Here is a 20,101-nt window from a genome sequence, read left to right on the forward strand (position 1 = left end):
ACATCAACAGAGAGCAAAAACGCTTCGTTGAAACAAAAGAGCAAGCAACGCTCATAAAAGAGAAAGACATGACAATGACAAACACTTACACAACTGCTTTCGCTTCTCGCATCAAGACTGCAATCGAAAAGAATAGCACAAAAAGCAACATCGAACGTTTGCAGCGCAATCAAGCTATTGTCTCTAATCAGACGATTGCAGAGCTCTTCACTTCCTCGCAAATCGACGCATCCCGAATGCTGCGTGCGATGTATGCAAGTTTCAAAGCGATTGAGTTCGCTGCAATCATCATCGATCACAAAGACGCAAACAACGAGAAGAACACATATGCAGTGTTTCGCTCTGTCTTGAACTGCAAACGCGCTAATCTCACATTCACAAAGCGCGATGCAATTTGCTCTATCTCACGCGATCAAGTGATCACTGATGAAGCAAAGAAGAATGTGCTTTTCGTTCGCAGCGCAATTCTCGATGAAAAGACAATCAACGCGCAGCATCAAACATCGATTGACGCGCTTGTCACGCTCAACATTCTCAAGAAAAGCGACACGTTCGCAAACGCATATGAGATCAATATCAATTCGATTGCGATCGCACTCGCAAAGAAGCTTGATATCGAAATCGATGATTTGCTTGAAGTCACTGATGAGCGCGTCAATGCTGATGCAGAGCTAGAAGCAGCATAAGCACTAGCTAATAGAGTGAGCGTGATGAGCGCTCACTCACATAGCTCAAGCGCCTACCGGGCATCCCGCGCCCATGGGTTAGAGGCCCATTTCTCCTCCATTCCTCCAAGGTCAGCCATGCACACCTTCGCCTTTATAGTCGCCACCTGGACAGCCGTGTCCGGACAACCAGGCACCGCCAACCAGGCAGTTGTTGACCACGACCTGTCCTATGAAGACTGCCAGGTGCTTCTGGAAGCCTACAAGCCCACCAAGCATGAGTTGGGCTCTGGGCTCACTGTCAGCCACACAGCGCTGTGTCGGCCTGAATAAGGATAGCCTGAAATACGGAAATAAGGAGATACTGATAGCCTGGCCTCGAGCCGGGCCTTTTCGTTGGCAGCCGGGCAGGGGACGGAACAGGGGCCTGACACCCAAGAGCCGAACCTAACCGGAAGGTTTCGGGTTCGGCGGGCCCCTTCCCCTGACCCTGTGCCTGGCGCTGGTCCGCGGCAGGCCGGCCCAAGGAAGGCAACGCCTTCCGTCGGTCCCTGTGCATAAGCCGTTCCCCGACCCATGGAGACCAGCCTGAACCGACCCCGTTCACCTGACAAAGCAAGAATGCGCCCTGTGAGCGCACTCTCGTTTTAGCAGATGCTTATGCTGCGATACCTGCGCGCTGCATGTCAGCGAGAACCGCTTCACGCTCTGCTGCATCACGCTCACGCTTTTCGCGCCTGATCTTCATGAGTGCTGCTGTCTCACGCTGCACCTGACGCGAGCGCTCGATCGACAGCCTGAAGAAGTCTTCCGCAGACACGACAGTCTGACCTGCTGCGAGCTTCTGAAAGCGCTCAGACGCTTCCTTCATGATGAGTGCAAGCGTGCGATGCTTGCCGCTGTCAGCCGCGAGCTTGTGATTTCTGCACGCATTGACGAGATCGAGCGCTTGAGCTGCCTGTGCGATAGAGCGCTGCATGAAAACTTCGTTTGTGTAAGACATTGTGTGTTCTTTCTCTGTCTGTGTTGCTTATGTATTTACTGTAATCAGTATTTCAGTATTCGTCGGCAGGGTTATACAACGCCCGCGACATGTCCCGCCCAGACCAGGACCGCACCGATGAAGACGACCATGGAGACGAAGGCTGCTACGTCCCGCACGAAGCGCTTGATGTCGTCGGCGATGTCAGAGGGAAATGCGTGATAGGCTGCGATGATCTTCGTCATGTGCGTCTCTCCAATTGCTGATAATTGATATTAGCAAGTGCTGAAACGGGGCGCGGCAGGTGTCTGGAGGGTGATGAAACCATGGGTGCCCGCGGCCTGGCCGGGGAGGGGCGGAACAGGGCCTGGCCTAGACCAGGTGAAGGCCAGCCACCAGGCGACGGGCCGGATCAATCCTCCGGCTGATCCCTGTATCCAAGCCGTTCCCCGACCCCGCATCATCAGGCAAAGAAATAGGCGCCGAAGCGCCTACCTCCTCTCCCTCTGTGGTTATGGCTTACGCTGCGCGCAGCACCTGCTCGAGGCGGCGCACAGTAGGTGTGTCGGTGAGCGTGAAGGTCGTCATGCGCCCGATCGTCTGTGCCGTAACAATACCCATTGCCTGTAGAGCATGGCTCATCTGCGATGACTGTGTCGGTGCAGTAGACGCTGCGACCGTGTGACGAACCAGGTGCTTGAGAATGTTCTTGCCCTCGACCTTCACGTCATGGCTGATCGCTGCCTGCATCGCACCCATCGTGAAGGGCACACCGGCGTCCCGGAAGTTGAAGAGGCTCAGAAGCACAGCGCGATTGATCGGGTTCTTCAAGAAGCCGCCGTCTACACCAGTGATGAGGTCGCGGATCTTGTCGAGGGCGTAGACGTTGAAGCGACCGTCACCCGAGATCGAGCGGTTGATGAACGACGGGTCGATGTCTGCTGCAACGAAGAAGCCTGCTGCGCCGACTGTCGCGAGTTCTTTCTGCGCCTTCTGCAAGCTGTTGAGCTTTGACGGTCCCATGACGCGCTCGCCCCGTGTGTCGTTGTCTATACGGGTCGCAAGCTCGGACGCGATCTCGGCAGCTTTTGCGGTGCGCTGCTCAAGGGTGACGTTCGCGATCATTTCCTTGATGTCGCCGGGCGTGTGCGGAAGGACGATGGCTTCGTCAGTGGTTTCTTCTTCGACCGGCGCCTCTTGAGGTGCAGCGGCCTCAGCTTCAGCCTTGGCCTGGGCCTCGAGCGCGGCCTGTTCTTCGAGAAGTTTCAGGATCGCATCAGATGCCTTCGCCTCTTCAGTGATGATTTCAGCCGCGGCATTCACGTCGGCAAAGAACGAACCCATGTCTGGAAGTTGTTCAACAGGTGCTGCGACGGTCTTAACGGCTTTGTTCTTGCGTGCCTTAGTCATTGTCTTTCTCCTATGAGAGCGTTGCTTGCTTTCGAAAGTCTTGTCGCTTTCGATGTTTAGACTATAGCAAAGCATTTCATGGAGCGCGGCAGGATGATACGCAGGACTTCAAGGGTGATCTTCAAACCGGGAGCCGCCGCCCTGTCTATACACCGCGAACCTTTAAACCCATGGGTCGCCATGGATTGACGCCGGAGAGACCGTTTCCCGTGGTCATAAAAGTCCGTCTGTCGTCATATACTGATATATCTATAAGGTTTATGTAATAGACAGGATGAGGACAACTGTGCGCAGGGAGATCAGATACTCTCCGGCATACATAGAGCGCCCCGTTCCCCGGCCAAAAGAAAAGGCGCGGCGAACAGAAGTCCACACGCGCCCTCATAATTGTCCAGTCCACACCCGATTACTGGCTTCAGCAACTTAGAGAAAGAGGGCACCGAAACAGTGCCTCTTGTCGAGCAGTCCGGGTGACACTGCTCAAGCTCATACTGCTGTCTATGTCAGGGTCACATGGAGAGCAACAGGGGTGTGCGTCGGATCGTGTCCCATGGGTGCGTCTGGCATGTCGTGGCAGTCCATGGAGAATGCTATTCGGTGCGGGAGGTCATGGGTCGGTATGGAAGCCCATGGGTAGGCGCGGCGCGGCCGGCATCCTCCTTCCTCATTTCCCAGCTTTTCGACAAACTATTCACCCTTGCTCTATACGCACACACGCACCTACGCATATGCACCTGTCTATGGGTCTGTCTCTCTATGGTGTTCTATGAGGGAATGAGTGCTGTGCGTCTCTACACCGGAATATGTTTCTCGCTCTGGGGTGTATGACGTTCAGGTTGACTCGAGGTTTGCTCTGTAGCGCTTTCGGCATGTGTTCAGCTCTATCGTTCGCTCTCTATACGCAGGACGCTCTGTGTGAGCTTCTATGTCTGTTTCGCTTATAGAGGTGATGAGCGCTGTAATGTTGTCGTTTTGCCGAAAAGAGTGTTTTGGGGCTGAAAGTGTCAACCTAATGTAAACATCGTGTTACGTTTGCGCCAGAGAAGGTGACTTTCGGGCTTAGGTGATGTTTACGTTTTGGGGTTAATTTGGGTGCTATTCGGTGGGCTTGCCTGGACTATGTTTACATTGTTGAGCCTCTGGTTGGTTGAATGTAAACTTTGTGCAACATATCTAGGGTTGAAGTGGTAGAGGGACTTATGAGGGTTTGGATAGCGTGCGCTTTGGTCGTATTAGCGAGTGGGGCGAAATCAGCCGAGATTGTTGATGATAGTCGTGCGGTTCTAGGCGATGCGATAACCGACAAGATGATGGAGGCGACAGTTGGCTCCTTTAAGGATCCTACGAGCGTTCAGTTTATGAAGCTGAGTCACCCGACTCTTCCCTCTGGAGATGCCCGGAAGGGTGTTGTCTGTGGAATGGTGAACGCCAAAAACGGGTTCGGTGGATATAACGGGTTCACGCCGTTCGTCTACAACGCCAGTGACCAGAGTTTTGCCATTTATAACGATAGGATTGAGCCCCATTTACGTGAATTGCACCTGATGGCGTTCAAGTTCTCCGGTTGCGGTTCAAAGTTGGGCGTGCCCCGAGTGTGATGGATAATTCCACATGGGACGGTATGATCGCCATGGGTTTCCGCTATGACGTCTATTGTGACCCTTGTGGACGGCATAAGGAATTGGACATAAGTGTCCTCCCGCCCGACGGCAAGGCCATAGGCAGGCGCTTCAGGTGTGAGCAGTGTGGCCGGGTCGTGTCTGGGATTGTTTCACCGAGGAGTGTTGAGAAGACCGTTCCCGGTAGGCGGCCGGTCCCTGGTGGCTGACCTTAGCCGTCAGACACCAGTTTATATTCCACCCGCTCGCCCATTACGCCTTCATGCTCAGATTCGTCAGGGTCCAGGTGGAACGCCACTTCGAAGGTCATTCCGTCGGCTAGGGCATAGCAGAGGTCACGCATTTCTTTCTCCGTAACCAGCCTACGGTCTATGATCGCTATGCCACCACGGTCGATGGTGAGCTCCCATAGTTTCAAAGCTTGATGTCCGAGATGTTGACCTCTTCGAAATACTCACCTGCTGCATAGGCACGGCGCGCTTCGTCCTTGTCGTCCTGTTCGAGGAATACCATTGCACCATCGCCCGGCTGATAAAGCTCGGCGTGAGTTACTCGGTAATCCTCCGGCGTCATGGTGTCGTGTAGAGCGAACACCTTCTTTGCCGCCTGCTTGTGATCGTCTGCCTCGACGGTCATGGTGGTGATGACGGTGAATTTGGTCATTGGGTGATTGCCTCGTATTTAGCGTAGGTCCGTTTGTTGAGGTGAGGTCTGCACGGCTCCATCCGGTGTTCTACCACGTCATCTTCCTGGAGGGTGCCATTGATGAGGCGAGCCAGCATTTTCTGGCTGAAGGCGGCGTAGCGACGGTGCTCCACATTAATGACGGGGATCTCCTGATCCGATAGTGCGCAACCTGCTTGGATCTGTCTGGCGACCAGGTTGGCTTCCGTGACGGTGGTGTATGCTTTGCCTTCCACGAATGGGTGATGAACGAAGTAGAGCAGGGCACCGGATCGGACGTCCGAGTTCTCCGAGCGCGCTACACGTTCAGCCTCCGGATAGACTGGCTTTGGCTTTGGCTGACGACCAGGAGGTGCCATAGGGCGCTGCCACGGAGAACTTGGGTCTGCTGCCGCTTTACCAACAGGTGTGATGCGCCAGAAGAGGCTCCCATCCTCGTCGTGGTATTCGACCATGCCCTTGTCTGCGAGCGCCCTGAGAATAGGTTTACGGACGGACTGCTCCGGATCGATGTCGCCGTTCTCACGAAGGGCATATTGTCCATCATTGGTGAGGACCAGGTCGCCCCGATCAAGAAGACCTATAGCCCTGAGCTGCCCGAGCGAAAAACGCGGATGGTTGGGGTCTACTTGAGGCTCTATCATGGGATCACTTTGGTTAAAAAGAGGGAGATAAGTATTCACTGACTTACTGGCATTTTCCGAGATTGACAACATGGTTGCATTCCCTGTGAACAGGTTATGCCTTGCGAGTGACCTTCACTCGGTAGAGGGGTTTGATCTGCCGGAAGGCTGCGTAGCTGTGGAAGGCTGTGGCAATCCTCTCTGGACGAACCGGGCCGCTCCAGATTTCGCCACGGCTGCCACTCATCACCCGGTTGAAATAGAGGACAGAGCCGGGCTTTGACTTGAGGAAGGCTTTGACGTCACGACCTGTGCGAAGAAGAGGTTGATTGATCGCCATATCACCACTCCCAGCTCGGTAGTTCCTCGATGGCGTCCGCATCACGGTCAAAGAGGATATTGGTGAAGCCATTTCGGCGTGCAAACGCCATCACGTCCTGGAGCTCCTTGGGCAGCTTCCAGCTATCCTTGATGTGGTCTTCCTTGTGCAAGGCATAGACGAAGAATCCGTATTCGCCGTAGTGATCACCTGCGAAGCACCAATCCTTCGGATCAGTGTCCGTGAGCATCTTTGCCGTGTCCGCGCGCAGATGGGCGGTAGACAGCACCAGTAGCCGGCGCTCTTCCCACTGACGAGGTCCGGTGATCCGCTCATCGGTGATCTCGATAGGGATCAGGTTGCACAGATCGTCGCCTTCGCCGCCAGTGCAGCGCCCGTGGTCATGGGTGCCGGTCGAGCGGGCGTAGCGATAGCCGGAGGTGATGACCATGTCGTCACCCTGGACGCATTCGTAGCCCTTAGTGTCGGTCTTCCTGACGATCGTGACCAGGCGGCCGCCGCGCGTCGGATAGGTGCCACCGATTTTGAAGTTGAAGTTACCGAGGAGATCCAGCTCCGGACGGAATCTGAGGGCGTTCGCCAGGTCTACCATCCGGCCAGCGTCCTCATCCGAGAAGACGCCATCATTCTGCGCCATATCCCTGAGCCACTCGGAGTGCGAGAGGATCTCGGGTGCGGTCTGTGCTTTGATCTTGGCTTCATGTTCTGCCATCGTAGTCATAGGAGCTCCTTTTGGCCTGTGACCTTCATCCAGTAATCCTGGCGGTCGCCGATCCGGTATGAGTGGAAGTGGAGGCGCTGCAGAAGCGGTATGATCACCTCGTTGCAGCCCTTGAAGTGAAGATGGGTGAGTGGGATCCGCGGCGCAGGGTCGCGAGTGAGGATCCGCTCGATGAATTCTGTCAGCACGCCCTGGCGCTGTATCTCGTCATTCAGTCGCAGGTGCTGAAGCGTCAGGACGTGATCGTAAACGGCATCAGCAAGCCGGTGAGCGCCGAGGTTCCAGTGAAACGAGTAATCGGTGCTGGTGCAGATGCCGGCGAACCATGTGACGCTGTGGCCCTCCAGAGGACGGTTCACATGGCGCTCCAGGTTCGACATCATTTCAAGGGCGTGGTTCATCAGTTGAGACCCCTCTTGCCCATGATGGCCCGGATCACCGCTGCTGGCTCGACCCAGAAGTCGCTGGGGAGACGGTCGGTCATGCCGATCACTGGATCGAGACGATCTACCTGGTTGCGGGCCTTGGCGATATTGAAGTCGAGGTAATATTCATCACCCCGTCGCTCGATGTTCCACCAGAAGCTGTCAAACTCATCCACATTTCCGAATGCCCATTGAACTTTCTCGTCCCAGGTGTCGCCTTCGAGGATTTCAACGCCTAGTCCACCGACCTGCGCATGCCCCGCGACGATATATCCGTTCTCACCCTTTACGCTCAACACGGCGTCGAGGAGCAGCTGGATCTTGTCCGCAGGCGTCACCAGACGGACGTGGTAGCAGTCGTCAGCGATCATCGCGTTGGTGTGAACGGACAGGCGGAATTCGTTGTGCTGAATGGACATTTTTGTCTCTCTGCGTTGCTTATGATTATTTATAGCAAGTGCCAACTTGGAGAGCGGCAGGTGATGAGCGCGGTTGACTCATTCACCTGTTGTGAACAAAATAGGAACATGAAACATCGCCGTGGAATAGAGCTTGGCAGCAACGAGGTGGTTTACCTGGGTCCGCTCATGGATCCGGCGCACACGACCTTTGAGGATATTCCGGAGTGGCACGCGCTCGGCGCACATTGCTCGAAATGCGAGCGGGAAGCCTGGCTCTCGCGGTGGGAGCTGGCGCGCAGATGGGGAAAAGGTGCCTATTTAGGGCAGCTGACGCAGCGCCTCCGGTGCATGGGGTGCGGATCGAAGGGCACGAGTAAGTGGATTCTGGGTCAGTTACCCAGGTGACGTGCCCGATCTGCTGGTGTGTTCTAGAGGGGCTTGAGCCACGACTCTAGCAAGAAAGCTAGCGTTCCGGGGTGGGGGTCGAGTGTAACGGCTTGCTCAACTGCTAGGCCGAGAAAAATTTGATCCGTTGTGTGTGGGGCGTCAATCTTGAAGCCGTTCAGGTAAGCAAGCATTCGGCCCGCAGCCCACGCTGTTCGCTTGTTACCCTGCTCGAAAGCATGAGCCTTGCCAATTCCGAAGATTAACTCGGCGGTCAACATCGAAACGGAAGTATCTCCGGTGTAGGAAAAATAGTTCTGAGGGCGAGCGACCGCCGACTCCAGCGCCCCCTGGTCACGCAGAACGTGACGCTCAGTTGTGCCCTCTAAGATGCTAAAGTTAAGCGTGATAATACTGTCGGCTTCGACCCAGCGAGGTGACGGCATTAGCGTGCAAGGTAGTCCATTATCACCTTGTCGGTGACGAGAAGGTCTTTGGCAAACTGATGTGGGTCTATATCCTCGCCAATTGGCTGAGCCTGGACAGGTTGCTGCTTAGTAGGCATCGGCTTTGGACTTTGGGTTAGCACAGACGCCGCGAGAGACTTTGAATTCGAGACAAAGCCACCGGTCCGAACATCTCGTCCGATAATTCGGTTTGCGCTGCGGACTTTCACTGGTCGTTTTTTAGGGTCTTGAGCCATTTTCGATCTCCTGCGCTAGATATAGCGCGATATGCTGCGGCTTACCAGACCAGGCTAACTTGTATCGCTCGGCAGGGCCGAAGTGAGCGATACGAAGGTGTTGCTGGTCTAAACGTAGGGTGGTAAATCTCGGCGCTCACCAACGAGGAGATTGCAATGGAACCCTTCGAAGCTCAGTGTCAGGTCTACTCCCCACGATGGGGTCACGCGGACACCTATCGATTTATTCTCTCCATGGAGAAATTCGAAATATTCCATGGACCTCGCAGCCGGGTCGCCGTCTGGCGAGACAATATGGATCCTGAATGGGAGGGTCATGACACAGTAGGCGACATAATGCGCAATGACAGCATTTACCCACCAGAACACGTCGAGGATCTTCTCTCTTACGTCTGGAAGTCTTGGCGCGACGGCCAGCTTACCAATGAACAGGCGCAGGCGGAACTCAATGCGTTCGTGGACTATCTAAACGCTTCTACCGCCAACAAGCCTCAGACGGATTTTTGGCACGGAATATTCTAGTCCCATAACACATTAAAAAGTATGGTGAATAGGGTGTGAATGAAACCTATCCGACTCATAGGTTTCATCACTCCGGATAGACGTGGGTTGTTGATCTAACCATCGATAACTAAAGATTATCGATGGTTAGACACAAAAGGCTCAGGCGTTGTCTTGAGACAGATCGCAGCCATGAATTTCGGCGAAGTGTCGTAGATATTTTAGATGGTTTCGACGGTTCGGGTCCATTTGGAGCAAGCTCCGGAATGGCTCGTGTTTAGCCACGGCAAGGAAATCATAACGGAGGAAATCTCTGATGAATTCATTCGACAGCGTCGGGAGCGACCCCTTCTCCAGGGATGCGGCGTAAACCTCGCAAAGCTCAAGAAAATCCTGTGCGACTTCGCTGGCTTGATCTGGGTCCTTGGCTATGCCGAGCTGTTGCTTACTTAGGCGATTCAATTCGCTTATCAGCTTGAGGTTCGCATCTAGCTCGGCGATGCTCCGGGTCCGGCGATATTGCGTCCACGCAATTACAGCGGCCACAGTCGCTACGACTAGGGTCGCTACCGTAGCGTAGGCTGTAATCTCTTCGCTGGTTAACTTGCTTAGGGTTTCGAAGATGACGGTTTATCTCCAGACTGCGTTCCAGATGTGCCAGCGGCTGGGGTCGTGACGTTCGTGGCGGTAGCAGCAACAGCTGCGGCAAATCTTCCGCCAGACGATTTCTGTTCCGTTTCGACCACTGGCCGCGCTGTAGTGACGTTTTGTTTTTCAGTCATATTCTGTCTCCTCGTTTGCACTTTCCAACCTACATCAACACTTGGTTATGAGGAAGACGGCTGTCATTGGTTATCCCCTCCGACGAACTGCGCCGGAAGGTCGTATTTCGCCTCCAACTCAGCCACCTTGAGGTTCATAGCCGCTTCGTTTATATCGTCGCATTCTTCCTCGGTCTCAATGATCTCGCCGTCCTCGCCATCAATAATCCACGGTCCCGCCACGCTCAGCGATCCGGTCGCCGTGCATAGCAAACACCTGGATCTCTTCGGCTTCGACGGTGATCAAAACTCTCCAAACTCTTCCATGCAGGCGTAATGCTGCTTCTGAACCATTGGCGCCGGAAGTTCGCCCTCCCGGAATCTGTAGACTGCATTCGATCCGTATTCGGAGAAGATATCGCCTTCTTCCTCAGTCAAGGAGGTGCAGAAGGAGCAGGGCGGGTGTCCTGTTGGGCAAGAACAGCCACGCTCGTAGTCATCATCACCCACGATGGTTCGCCTTCATGAGATCCTCAACGTGCCGGCCGTCATAGTCTGAAGGCTCGAGCCCTAGCTGACGACCTGCCTGGTCCACGAAGTAGCCATAGGAAGGCCCCATGCCCACTTCAGGGTTGGCATCGTCGTAAGCCTTGAGCATTTGAGCCAGGCGAAAGACCGCATATTCGTTCGTGACCTGTGTCATGTCGCGGCCCCAAATTCCTCGGCAAGGATCAGCCCGGAATTGCTGAGACCTTCGCGCAGCTGCCAAAGGGCGTGCTCCTTACGGGTCATAGGTTCAGGCGAACCAGGTCGGCCGCAGGCACGCGCGGTGAAAACCGGATCCTTGGTCCACCAGGTGTCGAACTGGCTCTCGGTCCAGCCGTAGTCAGCCATCGTCGCGCGCTCGATCTCCTTTGCCAAGCGCTCGATCAGCACCTCTTGCAAGGGATCCGGCGGAATACGGGTGTCGGTCATTACAGGTTCCAATGAACTATGCCTGTCTGTGCCAGGCGCTGAAGGGTGTCGATTGCAGCCTCTGCGGACACGTCCTCGAGCAGGCAGTGTTCCGGAAGGTCGTAGAATAGGTGGCGGGCAGTATCCGTATCGAGTCCAAGGAACTCAGCCGCAGCTGTCTCGATCTCGTCGGCGTCTGTCTCGGCGCTGGGGCGAATGCCGAAAGGGTTTGCGCACATGAAGGCGTGGCCGGCGATGCACGCAACAGTGCCACAGCCTCGACCGAGCTTATCGTGAAGAGACGCACCTGCCTCGCCTACATACGTTCCCATGTTAAAACCGATGTCGTTCTCGGCTAAGATGGACCCGATTACCAACGCGATATTGCCCGCGTTTGCCATTCATTTCACTCCTCTGACGTTCGATTGCTATAGTTACTTTATAGCGAACAGCAGCGTGGAATTCGGCAGGGCGACAACGTGGACGGCAACCAACCTCAGAAGTCCCCGAAGCCGGCGACTTCTTCCATCATGCGGTTTGTTCCGGCGTCAGCCTCCGCCTTTGCCTGAGCCGCGATCTGGCGGCAGGTTGTCCGGATAGATGCAGCGGCCCACCCATCGCCACTCAAAGCGAGATCGAGGATCTCTGGCGCCAGGCGCACGAACTTCGGTTCCGCTTTCCAGTCCTGTGTCAGGGCAAGCGCCGCGTCTGAGCCGGGACTGAGGCGTCCCAGCGCCGCTCGCGCGTTGTGGTAGACTTCCGCGGCCGTGAGCTCTGTGGTCGGCTCCTGTGCGAGGTCGATGGCAAAGGTGGGCGCTTCGTAGTCAACCTTGATGCTGTTGTGGGAGCAGATCATCCGGTAGAAGGCGCGCGCCTGATGCTCATCGAGACATTCTTCCTCGATGGTTTCGGTGCCCTCTGCTACCTGGACAAACCACTGCCACTCGACGCCCTCTTCGGCACGTCGAAGGAGGGTGATGAATACCTCCCCATTCGACTGGTGGCTGATGGTTTCCTCATGCTGCAAGGAGGAGCTCCTTCTGGAACTTGAGGATACGCTCGAGGGTGAGACCCCAAAGAATGGCATCAGCGCCGCGCAGCGACTGCATGGCGTGCTCCTTCTCCTTCAGATACTGCGGCGCAAACACTGGATCGAGCGTGACGATATTCCCGATGTTGTCGTAGATATCCGCCACCTTCACGGTCTTAACCCGATCCGGCGCTGTCGCCAGGCGGTCGCAGTTCAGGGTGTGGCGCGCAGCCCGGTTGCCCGCTGACTTGTCCACATTGGTGAGATACCAGAGCTGGTCGGCGATCTCGCTTCCGAAGACATCGCGGATAACGCCGATCGTGACCTTCGTGTCCTCGACCGTATCATGGAGCCAAGCGAGAACCACCTGCTGCCAGGTATGGTCAGGAATGGCGCCGATCAGGGCGGCAACCGCTTGCGGGTGAACGATGTAGTCCTCGTCGGTGTATTTTCGTTTCTGGTCGATGGCTGAGTGCGCACCAGTAGCAAAGGCTTTGGCGCGCTGGATCATGGCTTCGCCGTGGGTCGAATATCTGGGCATGGTGATGTCCTTCTTGGTGGGAGCCGCCGGCTTAGGCGAGGGTGTCGGGAATAGTCAGGCATTCTGCGACGGCGACATTCGTCAGACGATGCTTGTGCTCTGCACCATTCCCTGATTCATCGTGCGCCGACTGGAGGCCAAGCAGGAACTGATGGATCTCATCCTGATCGGCACGGTCAAAACCGCGCGCTATACAGGTTTCATAGGCCGTGGTGCGTTCGAAGATATGGAACTCGATTGGGTTACCTTCAAAGCCCGCATCGTATTTGGCGTCAGGGATGAGGTGGCCTACGTTGCAGCATCTTCCGGCATACGGGCCATTGCCACGATAGGCACACGTTTTCTGCTCATCATCCGCGAACGATTGTTCGAAGTTCTGGAGGGCCGCCTTAGCGACAATCTCGTTGAATAGTTCTTGCTTGAGCGTGGTTACGCGATCCATTTGTGATCTCCGTATGTTACTGATATTGCTTGAAATTAGCGCATTCTTCTGTGGAATGCGGCAGGTGTTAGCGCTCAGGAATGCACCCGACTTCTCGGGCGGCTCTCAACAAGGAGCGCTGTATATTCTTGGTGTCGCGGTGATCCGACGGCGTCAGCGCACAGTAAACTTTACGCCGGCCATCAGGTCCTACGATGTTGATTTGAAGGTGCGTGCCGCTCGTCATTTCAACAGTGGCTTCAGGGCAGATATTCTTAGCCGCCTTGAGTAATTCGCGTTTGCGCTTGAGAACGCCCATACTTGGTCTCTAACCCCTGAATTTGGTCACGGTGGCGCAATCCCGGAATACCTATTCGGCATCCCAGGCTGCTTTCACTTCTTGTTTTGGATAGGTATTCGGCCATAAGCCGCCCCGCGCGGCTCTGGCGGAATAGGTATTTTAGCGGTAGCCCGCTGTGCGCATATCGCCGTTCTCAGGCTGAAGCTCGGCAGTGATCTTGTAGGTGCCGCCGGAGCGGGTCTCGATCAACAGGTCGTGCGTTGCGGACTTTCCGTGCGTGCCTTCAAAGTGGCGCTTGGTGATGTTGCTCTCGGGGAAGAACTCATGTTCCAGTGCGGCTTCGCAGAGGGCGTCGAGAATGTTTTCTTCTGCTTTCATGTCGTTACCTCGTGTAAATAAATGCTTACTTACTTTATAGCGCAAACGCGAATGGAAATGCTCAGGTAATGCGCGAAACCTTTTTGGCATCGCGATCGGCAATCCACGCAGTCAGCTCGCCGTGGATTTCTTGCATGACGACGCGCTCCTCTTCGAATACGGCTGCGAACTCATCAGCCTGTTGCTGGCCGCTGGAACCGAGCACGGCTGCGATCATTCCGGCGTCCTTGGACAGGAAGTCCTCGGCCATGTCGAGCATGATCTGTATCGTGCGCGGATCGGAGAACTGCTCCAACCCACGCTTATAATAAGTGTCGATGGACTGCCGCCAGTTGATGACGGAGTTGTTGCCGAGGGTGTAGGTCTTGTAGGCTGTCATGACAGTTCCTTTGGCTTTTGGTGTCCGAGGCCACGGATAAGGTGATAGCCGCTGTCCTGGAGCTTCATGACCCGCCCATACGTGTCGAATGGGCCACGGATCATCATGATCTCTCCCGGCAAGGCTTTGGTTTGCAACTGATAGAGATTGCCGCTCATACTGCCTCCGCCAGCTTCGGCGCTGACGATGGCCGGCGGTTCCAGAGCTTTATAGCGCCGCCAGGGTATTTGAAGATTTTGGTCTGCAAGCCGCAGCCGCACACCACGTATTCGCGGTGCCAGGGAGTGCCGATGACTGAACGGCCCTTGTTATAAGACAGGCGTGCATTACCACCACACGTCGGACAGGGCTCGAGGGTGAAGCCAGCCATCAGTAGTCCTCCGCATACATGAGTGTCATCACGCGGATCGTCACTGCGGGATCCTCCGGGTGCTCGCTCAGATGCTCCTCATCCAAGGCAAAGTAGTCGAACTTGAACAGGAACTCCTGTCCTTTGACTGTGAATTTCGCACAGTCATGCTCGCCGTGCGGATCATTATCCTCGTTGAATTCCGTGAATTTGCTGGCATAGTGCCCAACGACGATACCTAGAACGGGATCCTCTTGCGCCAGCCGACCAGCGGTCAAGATCCGAGCATTGAGTGCGACGCCGTTAAGACGCACTTCATCATTCAGCTGCCGTATTCTGGCTTTTTTGTCTTCTTCTGTCACCAGAATATCTCCACCGTTACGACCTGGTCCGTGATGATAGCCAGCTCCCGGCGGTCGGGCTTTACGCCGTCATCCTTCAGAACTACCAACACCCCGGTGCCAGGGTCATGCTTTACAACCTCAAGGTCATCGAACCTGTGCCCGGAGGTCATATACACGGCGAGGCGGTAATCACCATCGCCCGATTTGCCATTCTGGGCCCGTGCCCTGGCCTCCTGGATGAACGTCTCTATTGCGCGGCTCGCACTGTTCATTTCACCAGCTCCAGCTTGAAGCCGCGTCGAGGCTGCGTGGGCGGCGCTGGCGGAGTCACTGGCGGGCGCGGCTTCATTACCGACATATCGACAGGCTGACCGGTCGCGATCGTGCCGTCGGCCGTCTGTGCGAGCATCTGGGCCAGTTCCTTCTTGGTGATCGCTGCGAGCGTGACCTTCATCCCGAGCACGTTAGCGTAAACGCGCACATCATCACGGCGCTCCTCGAACTTGACCGTGCCATTGATGATCGCCAAGCCCATAAGCATGGAGTCAATCATTTGCATCTCCTCTGATAAATAAATGCTTACTTACTTTATAACGCAAATGAATGTGGAATGCGTCAGGCAGTCTGCGCTTTCGCTTCCCGCTTTCGCACCCACGCTTCGAAGGTGGCGTCGGCGTCTGTTCCGGCAAACTTGATGGACTTTTCAACCGCTGCCATCAAAGCTGAGCGCTCTGCTGGTGGATAGTCGATCAGATTCTTCACGGGGCAGGGATCCTGCGGGTGCATTTTCGCCCATTGCTTGCGCATTTCAGCGAGAAATCCAGTCGCGGCGAATTCAAGTCGCTGCCTGTTCTGTAGGCTCATGTGTTTGATCCTGTGGATAAATGCCGGAAATGCGGGCGTATACCCGCATTCACATAATTGTGATCAGTGCAGACGAACGACGGCATGAAGCTTTTCGAAGTCCACAACCTCTGGATCAGAGGCGATATCTTCAAGCATCTGCATAAGAACTGGATGGCTTGCAGCCAGAGCGAGTGCAAATAGCCGACGACCCAGCTTCATCATATCGCGGTCATCATCCGTCTGCTGATCAGCTGGTAGGTGAAACCGTGACGCGTCATAGCCGAAGTTCAACGCTTGGCAGGATCCGTCACGCTTGAGAACGAGGGCAACATCGCCCGGCTCGACGATGGCATCTGGTTTGTGCTCGCCCGCGAAGGTAGTGAATACATTTGGTGTGTCGGGCATTGCTGCGTCCTTTTTCGTCAATGTCTGATATTTTGATTGTGTTCTGATACTTAATTTATAGCACTTTCAACGTGGGAGTGCAGCGGTCATGAGCGGTTATTGTCGCCCATAACGAGAACTTTGCGGTTGCCAAAGGCGTTAACAACTGGTTATCCAGACTCGAACGGTCAACTTTACCCAGGCTAGACGAGGAGAGTTAGCCAGCAATGTCCGGAAGCGAAAAGGGTTCTAAATGATTAGAGAACAGTTTGAAAAATCGAAGGAAATGCTTAGTGCGGATTTGCTTCAAACCATTACCCGGCACTTCCGCAAGATGAACCGGGATTTCGACCTGGTAGACTTCAAAGCCCGCAATGCCTGTTATCTCGACCACGTCGTGTCATCAGCGCATTTTGATGGTGCGGAGGTCTTTCCGATTGATATACCGCTCCAACTCGTGAAGGTTTGAAACGAAAAGGCCCGCTAGATGCGGGCCTTTGTGTTATGGATTGTTCTTCACTGCCTCTTGCAGCTCGGTCAGCATGTTGTCTCGAACCGGCACACATTTGTAGAATGTGCCCATGATCGGCTTTCCGGTCGGCGTATCGATAGCAACGGGAGCCTGCGTCCGCATGTTTTTCTCCCACTCAGTGCATTCCGCCATCGACAGAAACTGAGAAGGGTTCACACGGACTTCCGGCGCCACGGTCGGATCACCGGAGCCCAGAAGCGTTATCACCGTCGCCATCCATACATTCATTCTGCATTCCCTTGATGCTGTTTTACGCAGCCGCCTTCTTAGGGAATTTTGCACAGACAGTCGATGCAGAGAATTTGTAGGTCTTATTGTCAAACACCCGCTCTGCCTGGATCGGATATGACCGGGCTGAGAGGTTGAGCCCGCTGATGCGATACATCTGGTTATTGGCAGCGAAAGTCTGACCGAAGTGTTCAGGCTTCATCCCGACAGCTCCGCAGTAGCGATCCCACTCCGCTTTCGCGCCGCTCTTGCCAGCGCCGGTGTCACGCAATTCGACAGTCACTTTTACGACACCGCCGGACATACCGATCTGCCCGCCACCTGCGACCAGATCGACGCCAAATTCGTCGCCGACCGCCTTGATGGCCTTGTTCAGAGCCTCAGAGAGGGCGCGATGCTCAACTCGTCCAAAGGTGGTGATTTTCATGATCGTCTCCTGACTATACAGAAATAAGGAAATAGCTAAATACTTATTTAGCTTTGCTCTTGCTGTGGTTGATAATCTATTGTAGTTGAGCGCTGCTTGGATAGCGGCAGGCAACTTATTCGACATTTTCGTGGGAACTGTAGAACGGGGTTTACTCGCCGCCGCCCTTGGTGTAGGAATTTGATCCTAGAGAACAGAACAGGAACAAGGCAGCATGAACGCAGGACAGTTTTTCACCCATGCCACTGGAATTTCGGCTGCCATTCAAGTGGCAATCGGCTTGTATTGCAGGGCAAATGACATTCCGTGGGATGCCAAGACATTCAAGGAAGAGTCACCCCACGACCTCGAAGAGATCGCGAAGGACGCATTGTTCTACGGCGCGGAAACCTTCCCGGACGCCGCATCCACAGACCACTGACGGATCATCTTCTCCTTCTCGCGCTGCACGATCGCGGCGTCGTAATTCGGATGCTTCTCCCAGAAGGAAAGCTTACGGTTACAGATGATGATTTCCTTTTCGATCTCGGCACGCTCTTGCCGAGATCCATTCTTAGCGAAGAACTGCAACACCAGCAGATTGTCGAAATGGCGCAGATAGCCTTTCGAGCCATCCATTTTCCACACGTTGATATCGGAAGCAGTGCGCGGAGCCGTGTCGCTGTAGAACATCATTTTCGTGTCTCTCCATTGCTGATAGAGACATCATCGCACATCGTTTTGTGGAGTGCGGCAGGCACTTGAAAAGCGCGCTGGGTAGATATATGTTTTGGGAGTGGGCCAGGAGCGCTAACTCCTGACCCGTTTCGCTTAGATAAAGAATGTGACCCGCACGATTGCTTGCCAGCCCGTGCGGGTTTTCTTTATCGTCAGCGTGATTGAGATGGGTATCATCCCGTTCACTCCTATCGAGAGCGAGGCGCTCGCCAACGCCGACGTAGCCCGTCTTCGTCGGCGCACCAAGGCTGGCTCCTGATGCTCACTGCTTTCGCTCTCGATTCTCGTTTTATAGCAAACTACGCATTGGAAGTCGGCAGGCTAAACAAGGAAAATCAGAATGGGTCAGGTTAAACGTCACAGAGAATGGGAAGAACACGCGACCAGTGTCGCTGAGGAAATTTTGGTGCGGGTTGGCTTTTTCGAGCGCTGCGACCACTATACCCTGGTCGCCCGTGACACGTCGGTTGGCAAGAGGAACGTCGCGATGGCGGAAGCCACAAAGTTCGCCCAAGCCAACAGCGACTATTCGCAGAAAGATATGACCTCGGCTGTCGCTAAAGTTATCGACGATAGCGGAAGCTGCGCATCGTGTGCCAATCGCAAAAGGCGAGACTAATTGACAGGTAGGTTCTAACCAGAAAAGCCCGCACAAAGGCGGGCTGATCGGTAGTCAGTGGGAGCCGGCGAGGGTTACTTGCCGGTGTTGAAGAACGGGATCGCAGCGTTCGGCGTGATCGTGGTCGGCAGTGCGCCATTCCACTGAAGAGACTTCTGGTATTCGATCAAGTTCGGGTTGGCAGACAAAGCGTCAGACTTGGCCTTGATGGCGAAAGCGTCGGCTTCACCAATCAAACGATTACCTTCGGCAGTTGCCTTTGCCGTGGCAAGCTGGGCCTCGGCAGCAGCAGTGGCGATGGCAAGCTGGCTGTCAGCCTGAGCCTTGGCCTTGATGACCTGCGTTTCGGCGAGAACGACTTCACGAGCATTCTTCTGCTTTTCCGTCTGAACCAGCATTTCAGCCTGGGCACGCTGTTCCGCCGCTGCTTCAACCGCGTCCGAGAAGTTGATATTCTCGATGTTGACGCCTTCGATCTTAACCAGGCCCTCACCGAGGTTGGCGATTGCGACAGAGACTTCGTTGTTAAGACGGCCACGTTCGCGGATAGCCTGGTCGGCAGAGAATGTGCCAAAGACATTCTTGATCGCTTCACGGATCTGGCGCTTCAGAATGCGGGACTCGAGACCATCAAGAGACTGGAACTCGCGGTAGATCGTCATGATCTCCTTGTCCGTCGGAATGGCTGCGTAGTTTACCGAGAAGCTCACGGTCGCCGTCTGACGGTCAGCGGTGTAGACCGGCTCTTCCGGGAACTCCATTGCCTGAGTGCGGACGCTGATATCGTGTGCCACGTCCAGGAACGGCTTCTTCCAATGGAAGCCAGGACCGGAGACTTCGCCGATCTTACCCTGGCTAACAACGACGGAACGTTCGCCTTCATCGACGGTGTAGAATGATCCGCCAAAAATTGACAGGACAAAGAGAACGACGATACCGCCGATAGCCAATCCAATCTTACCCATATTCACTTCTCTCCTTCAGAGTTTTCCCGCATCTTGCGGATAAATTCGAGTGCCTTCACGACACCCATTGCGATGATGATTGCGACGACGAGGGCCCCGATTGCCTTGAGCATCAGCAGTTCTCGCCCTTGCGGTCGCACTTGCGCGACGGCGCGGTGATGTGTGGAGAAACGACGACCGGCGGTGTCCGGTAGACGGGCGTGTTATAGCGCGTTGTTGAATTGGCACGCGGCACGACTGGTGCAGCAGTCACGCGAGGAATAACGACGGCGCGCGGGACCACAACAACTGTCGGAATGACGGACAGGGCAAGTGCCGGGGTTGAAAAGGTCGCGACTGCCGCGGCGGCGATGAGCGTAATCAGCTTCATGGATAGTTCCTTAGAAAGCGGCCTTGAGGGCTTCAAAACCAACAGCAAGGACCAGAGCGCCACCGAACAGGGTAGCGACGATTATTGCGCCTCGGTT

General features: G+C 55.0%; 41 protein-coding genes. 8 read left to right on the forward strand and 33 right to left on the reverse strand.

Going from position 1 to position 20,101, the window contains the following annotated elements:
* Positions 1–68 precede the first annotated feature (68 nt).
* Positions 69–686 carry a hypothetical protein gene (locus ACQZ51_RS21320; protein WP_448780344.1) on the forward strand — a complete coding sequence of 206 codons (618 nt, stop codon included), beginning with the start codon at positions 69–71 and terminating at the stop codon, positions 684–686.
* A 24-nt stretch (positions 687–710) separates the two neighbouring features.
* On the forward strand, positions 711–998 hold the full coding sequence (locus ACQZ51_RS21325; RefSeq protein ID WP_448780346.1) for a hypothetical protein: 288 nt from the start codon (positions 711–713) through the stop codon (positions 996–998).
* Positions 999–1,323: 325 nt separating this feature from the next.
* Here ACQZ51_RS21325 and ACQZ51_RS21330 read toward each other — a convergent pair whose 3' ends face one another.
* From ACQZ51_RS21330 to ACQZ51_RS21340, 3 genes are all read right to left on the reverse strand, one after another.
* On the reverse strand, positions 1,324–1,668 hold the full coding sequence (locus ACQZ51_RS21330) for a hypothetical protein (RefSeq protein WP_448780348.1): 345 nt from the start codon (positions 1,666–1,668) through the stop codon (positions 1,324–1,326).
* Between the two features lie 71 nt (positions 1,669–1,739).
* Positions 1,740–1,892 carry a hypothetical protein gene (locus ACQZ51_RS21335; protein WP_448780350.1) on the reverse strand — a complete coding sequence of 51 codons (153 nt, stop codon included), beginning with the start codon at positions 1,890–1,892 and terminating at the stop codon, positions 1,740–1,742.
* A 274-nt stretch (positions 1,893–2,166) separates the two neighbouring features.
* Entirely contained in the window at positions 2,167–3,057 is an 891-nt protein-coding gene (locus tag ACQZ51_RS21340) for a hypothetical protein (RefSeq protein ID WP_448780352.1), read from the reverse strand.
* Positions 3,058–4,280: 1,223 nt separating this feature from the next.
* Here ACQZ51_RS21340 and ACQZ51_RS21345 point away from each other — a divergent pair.
* The gene (locus ACQZ51_RS21345; RefSeq protein ID WP_448780354.1) at positions 4,281–4,655 is read left to right on the forward strand and encodes a hypothetical protein; all 375 of its coding nucleotides are present in this window, start codon (positions 4,281–4,283) and stop codon (positions 4,653–4,655) included.
* Positions 4,656–4,887: 232 nt separating this feature from the next.
* Here the strand turns inward: ACQZ51_RS21345 and ACQZ51_RS21350 are convergent, their stop codons facing one another.
* The 8 genes from ACQZ51_RS21350 to ACQZ51_RS21385 form a co-directional block, all read right to left on the reverse strand.
* Positions 4,888–5,094, reverse strand: coding sequence for a hypothetical protein (locus ACQZ51_RS21350; protein WP_448780356.1), 207 nt, complete (start codon positions 5,092–5,094; stop codon positions 4,888–4,890).
* On the reverse strand, positions 5,091–5,339 hold the full coding sequence (locus ACQZ51_RS21355) for a hypothetical protein (protein WP_448780357.1): 249 nt from the start codon (positions 5,337–5,339) through the stop codon (positions 5,091–5,093). Before ACQZ51_RS21355 ends, ACQZ51_RS21350 begins: the two co-directional genes overlap by 4 nt.
* Positions 5,336–6,076 (reverse strand): hypothetical protein, encoded by a 741-nt coding sequence (locus ACQZ51_RS21360; RefSeq protein ID WP_448780359.1) that lies wholly within the window; start codon positions 6,074–6,076, stop codon positions 5,336–5,338. Before ACQZ51_RS21360 ends, ACQZ51_RS21355 begins: the two co-directional genes overlap by 4 nt.
* Before the next feature lie 22 nt (positions 6,077–6,098).
* Positions 6,099–6,323, reverse strand: a complete 225-nt coding sequence (locus ACQZ51_RS21365; protein WP_448780361.1) for a hypothetical protein — start codon at positions 6,321–6,323, stop codon at positions 6,099–6,101.
* A 1-nt stretch (position 6,324) separates the two neighbouring features.
* Complete coding sequence (locus tag ACQZ51_RS21370) at positions 6,325–7,044, reverse strand: DUF5983 family protein (RefSeq protein WP_448780363.1); 720 nt, start codon at positions 7,042–7,044, stop codon at positions 6,325–6,327.
* A complete protein-coding gene (locus tag ACQZ51_RS21375; RefSeq protein ID WP_448780365.1) occupies positions 7,041–7,445 on the reverse strand; it encodes a hypothetical protein in 405 nt (134 codons plus the stop codon). Before ACQZ51_RS21375 ends, ACQZ51_RS21370 begins: the two co-directional genes overlap by 4 nt.
* Positions 7,445–7,888: a hypothetical protein gene (locus tag ACQZ51_RS21380; RefSeq protein ID WP_448780366.1), complete on the reverse strand. Its 444-nt coding sequence runs from the start codon at positions 7,886–7,888 to the stop codon at positions 7,445–7,447. Before ACQZ51_RS21380 ends, ACQZ51_RS21375 begins: the two co-directional genes overlap by 1 nt.
* Positions 7,889–8,298: 410 nt before the next feature.
* Positions 8,299–8,700 (reverse strand): type II toxin-antitoxin system death-on-curing family toxin, encoded by a 402-nt coding sequence (locus tag ACQZ51_RS21385; RefSeq protein ID WP_448780367.1) that lies wholly within the window; start codon positions 8,698–8,700, stop codon positions 8,299–8,301.
* 413 nt (positions 8,701–9,113) lie between these two features.
* Between ACQZ51_RS21385 and ACQZ51_RS21390 the strand changes: the two genes are divergently transcribed.
* Positions 9,114–9,479, forward strand: a complete 366-nt coding sequence (locus ACQZ51_RS21390) for a hypothetical protein (protein ID WP_448780368.1) — start codon at positions 9,114–9,116, stop codon at positions 9,477–9,479.
* Positions 9,480–9,620: 141 nt separating this feature from the next.
* On the opposite strand, the gene ACQZ51_RS21395 is transcribed toward ACQZ51_RS21390, so the two are convergent.
* The 17 genes from ACQZ51_RS21395 to ACQZ51_RS21475 form a co-directional block, all read right to left on the reverse strand.
* The gene (locus ACQZ51_RS21395; protein ID WP_448780370.1) at positions 9,621–10,004 is read right to left on the reverse strand and encodes a hypothetical protein; all 384 of its coding nucleotides are present in this window, start codon (positions 10,002–10,004) and stop codon (positions 9,621–9,623) included.
* 299 nt (positions 10,005–10,303) lie between these two features.
* The gene (locus ACQZ51_RS21400; protein WP_448780372.1) at positions 10,304–10,462 is read right to left on the reverse strand and encodes a hypothetical protein; all 159 of its coding nucleotides are present in this window, start codon (positions 10,460–10,462) and stop codon (positions 10,304–10,306) included.
* 259 nt (positions 10,463–10,721) lie between these two features.
* On the reverse strand, positions 10,722–10,922 hold the full coding sequence (locus ACQZ51_RS21405) for a hypothetical protein (protein ID WP_448780374.1): 201 nt from the start codon (positions 10,920–10,922) through the stop codon (positions 10,722–10,724).
* Positions 10,919–11,194 carry a hypothetical protein gene (locus ACQZ51_RS21410; RefSeq protein ID WP_448780376.1) on the reverse strand — a complete coding sequence of 92 codons (276 nt, stop codon included), beginning with the start codon at positions 11,192–11,194 and terminating at the stop codon, positions 10,919–10,921. Before ACQZ51_RS21410 ends, ACQZ51_RS21405 begins: the two co-directional genes overlap by 4 nt.
* On the reverse strand, positions 11,194–11,505 hold the full coding sequence (locus tag ACQZ51_RS21415; RefSeq protein ID WP_448780378.1) for a hypothetical protein: 312 nt from the start codon (positions 11,503–11,505) through the stop codon (positions 11,194–11,196). The genes ACQZ51_RS21410 and ACQZ51_RS21415 overlap by 1 nt, the downstream gene beginning before the upstream one ends.
* A 164-nt stretch (positions 11,506–11,669) precedes the next feature.
* A complete protein-coding gene (locus tag ACQZ51_RS21420; protein WP_448780380.1) occupies positions 11,670–12,200 on the reverse strand; it encodes a hypothetical protein in 531 nt (176 codons plus the stop codon).
* Complete coding sequence (locus ACQZ51_RS21425) at positions 12,190–12,744, reverse strand: HD domain-containing protein (protein ID WP_448780382.1); 555 nt, start codon at positions 12,742–12,744, stop codon at positions 12,190–12,192. Before ACQZ51_RS21425 ends, ACQZ51_RS21420 begins: the two co-directional genes overlap by 11 nt.
* A gap of 31 nt (positions 12,745–12,775) precedes the next feature.
* Positions 12,776–13,186 (reverse strand): hypothetical protein, encoded by a 411-nt coding sequence (locus ACQZ51_RS21430; RefSeq protein ID WP_448780384.1) that lies wholly within the window; start codon positions 13,184–13,186, stop codon positions 12,776–12,778.
* 439 nt (positions 13,187–13,625) lie between these two features.
* Positions 13,626–13,844, reverse strand: a complete 219-nt coding sequence (locus ACQZ51_RS21435) for a hypothetical protein (RefSeq protein ID WP_448780386.1) — start codon at positions 13,842–13,844, stop codon at positions 13,626–13,628.
* A 61-nt stretch (positions 13,845–13,905) separates the two neighbouring features.
* Positions 13,906–14,223: a hypothetical protein gene (locus ACQZ51_RS21440; protein WP_448780387.1), complete on the reverse strand. Its 318-nt coding sequence runs from the start codon at positions 14,221–14,223 to the stop codon at positions 13,906–13,908.
* A complete protein-coding gene (locus ACQZ51_RS21445; RefSeq protein ID WP_448780389.1) occupies positions 14,220–14,381 on the reverse strand; it encodes a hypothetical protein in 162 nt (53 codons plus the stop codon). Before ACQZ51_RS21445 ends, ACQZ51_RS21440 begins: the two co-directional genes overlap by 4 nt.
* Positions 14,378–14,593: a Lar family restriction alleviation protein gene (locus ACQZ51_RS21450; protein WP_448780391.1), complete on the reverse strand. Its 216-nt coding sequence runs from the start codon at positions 14,591–14,593 to the stop codon at positions 14,378–14,380. Before ACQZ51_RS21450 ends, ACQZ51_RS21445 begins: the two co-directional genes overlap by 4 nt.
* Entirely contained in the window at positions 14,593–14,934 is a 342-nt protein-coding gene (locus tag ACQZ51_RS21455; RefSeq protein ID WP_448780393.1) for a DUF3768 domain-containing protein, read from the reverse strand. The genes ACQZ51_RS21450 and ACQZ51_RS21455 overlap by 1 nt, the downstream gene beginning before the upstream one ends.
* Positions 14,931–15,188 carry a hypothetical protein gene (locus ACQZ51_RS21460; RefSeq protein WP_448780395.1) on the reverse strand — a complete coding sequence of 86 codons (258 nt, stop codon included), beginning with the start codon at positions 15,186–15,188 and terminating at the stop codon, positions 14,931–14,933. The genes ACQZ51_RS21455 and ACQZ51_RS21460 overlap by 4 nt, the downstream gene beginning before the upstream one ends.
* The gene (locus ACQZ51_RS21465; RefSeq protein ID WP_448780397.1) at positions 15,185–15,469 is read right to left on the reverse strand and encodes a hypothetical protein; all 285 of its coding nucleotides are present in this window, start codon (positions 15,467–15,469) and stop codon (positions 15,185–15,187) included. The genes ACQZ51_RS21460 and ACQZ51_RS21465 overlap by 4 nt, the downstream gene beginning before the upstream one ends.
* 62 nt (positions 15,470–15,531) lie before the next feature.
* Complete coding sequence (locus ACQZ51_RS21470; protein ID WP_448780399.1) at positions 15,532–15,780, reverse strand: hypothetical protein; 249 nt, start codon at positions 15,778–15,780, stop codon at positions 15,532–15,534.
* A 63-nt stretch (positions 15,781–15,843) separates the two neighbouring features.
* Positions 15,844–16,167 carry a hypothetical protein gene (locus ACQZ51_RS21475; protein ID WP_448780401.1) on the reverse strand — a complete coding sequence of 108 codons (324 nt, stop codon included), beginning with the start codon at positions 16,165–16,167 and terminating at the stop codon, positions 15,844–15,846.
* 232 nt (positions 16,168–16,399) lie between these two features.
* Here ACQZ51_RS21475 and ACQZ51_RS21480 point away from each other — a divergent pair, with 232 nt between their 5' ends.
* Positions 16,400–16,615: a hypothetical protein gene (locus ACQZ51_RS21480; protein WP_448780402.1), complete on the forward strand. Its 216-nt coding sequence runs from the start codon at positions 16,400–16,402 to the stop codon at positions 16,613–16,615.
* A 33-nt stretch (positions 16,616–16,648) separates the two neighbouring features.
* Here the strand turns inward: ACQZ51_RS21480 and ACQZ51_RS21485 are convergent, their stop codons facing one another.
* Both ACQZ51_RS21485 and ACQZ51_RS21490 read right to left on the reverse strand, forming a co-directional pair.
* Positions 16,649–16,906, reverse strand: a complete 258-nt coding sequence (locus ACQZ51_RS21485) for a hypothetical protein (protein ID WP_448780404.1) — start codon at positions 16,904–16,906, stop codon at positions 16,649–16,651.
* Between the two features lie 22 nt (positions 16,907–16,928).
* Positions 16,929–17,333, reverse strand: a complete 405-nt coding sequence (locus ACQZ51_RS21490) for a hypothetical protein (RefSeq protein WP_448780406.1) — start codon at positions 17,331–17,333, stop codon at positions 16,929–16,931.
* Positions 17,334–17,547: 214 nt separating this feature from the next.
* Between ACQZ51_RS21490 and ACQZ51_RS21495 the strand changes: the two genes are divergently transcribed.
* Positions 17,548–17,754, forward strand: coding sequence for a hypothetical protein (locus tag ACQZ51_RS21495; protein ID WP_448780408.1), 207 nt, complete (start codon positions 17,548–17,550; stop codon positions 17,752–17,754).
* Here the strand turns inward: ACQZ51_RS21495 and ACQZ51_RS21500 are convergent.
* A complete protein-coding gene (locus tag ACQZ51_RS21500) occupies positions 17,709–18,008 on the reverse strand; it encodes a hypothetical protein (RefSeq protein WP_448780410.1) in 300 nt (99 codons plus the stop codon). The two genes, ACQZ51_RS21495 and ACQZ51_RS21500, sit on opposite strands and share 46 nt — an antisense overlap.
* A 148-nt stretch (positions 18,009–18,156) precedes the next feature.
* On the opposite strand from ACQZ51_RS21500, the gene ACQZ51_RS21505 reads away from it, so the two are divergent.
* Together ACQZ51_RS21505 and ACQZ51_RS21510 are read left to right on the forward strand one after the other, a co-directional pair.
* The gene (locus ACQZ51_RS21505) at positions 18,157–18,309 is read left to right on the forward strand and encodes a hypothetical protein (protein WP_448780412.1); all 153 of its coding nucleotides are present in this window, start codon (positions 18,157–18,159) and stop codon (positions 18,307–18,309) included.
* Between the two features lie 81 nt (positions 18,310–18,390).
* Complete coding sequence (locus tag ACQZ51_RS21510; RefSeq protein ID WP_448780414.1) at positions 18,391–18,669, forward strand: hypothetical protein; 279 nt, start codon at positions 18,391–18,393, stop codon at positions 18,667–18,669.
* A gap of 74 nt (positions 18,670–18,743) precedes the next feature.
* Here the strand turns inward: ACQZ51_RS21510 and ACQZ51_RS21515 are convergent, their stop codons facing one another.
* Positions 18,744–19,634: an SPFH domain-containing protein gene (locus tag ACQZ51_RS21515; protein ID WP_448780415.1), complete on the reverse strand. Its 891-nt coding sequence runs from the start codon at positions 19,632–19,634 to the stop codon at positions 18,744–18,746.
* 112 nt (positions 19,635–19,746) lie between these two features.
* Positions 19,747–20,004: a hypothetical protein gene (locus ACQZ51_RS21520; protein WP_448780417.1), complete on the reverse strand. Its 258-nt coding sequence runs from the start codon at positions 20,002–20,004 to the stop codon at positions 19,747–19,749.
* Positions 20,005–20,101 lie beyond the last annotated feature (97 nt).

It is taken from the genome of Agrobacterium sp. CG674 (genome assembly GCF_053521645.1).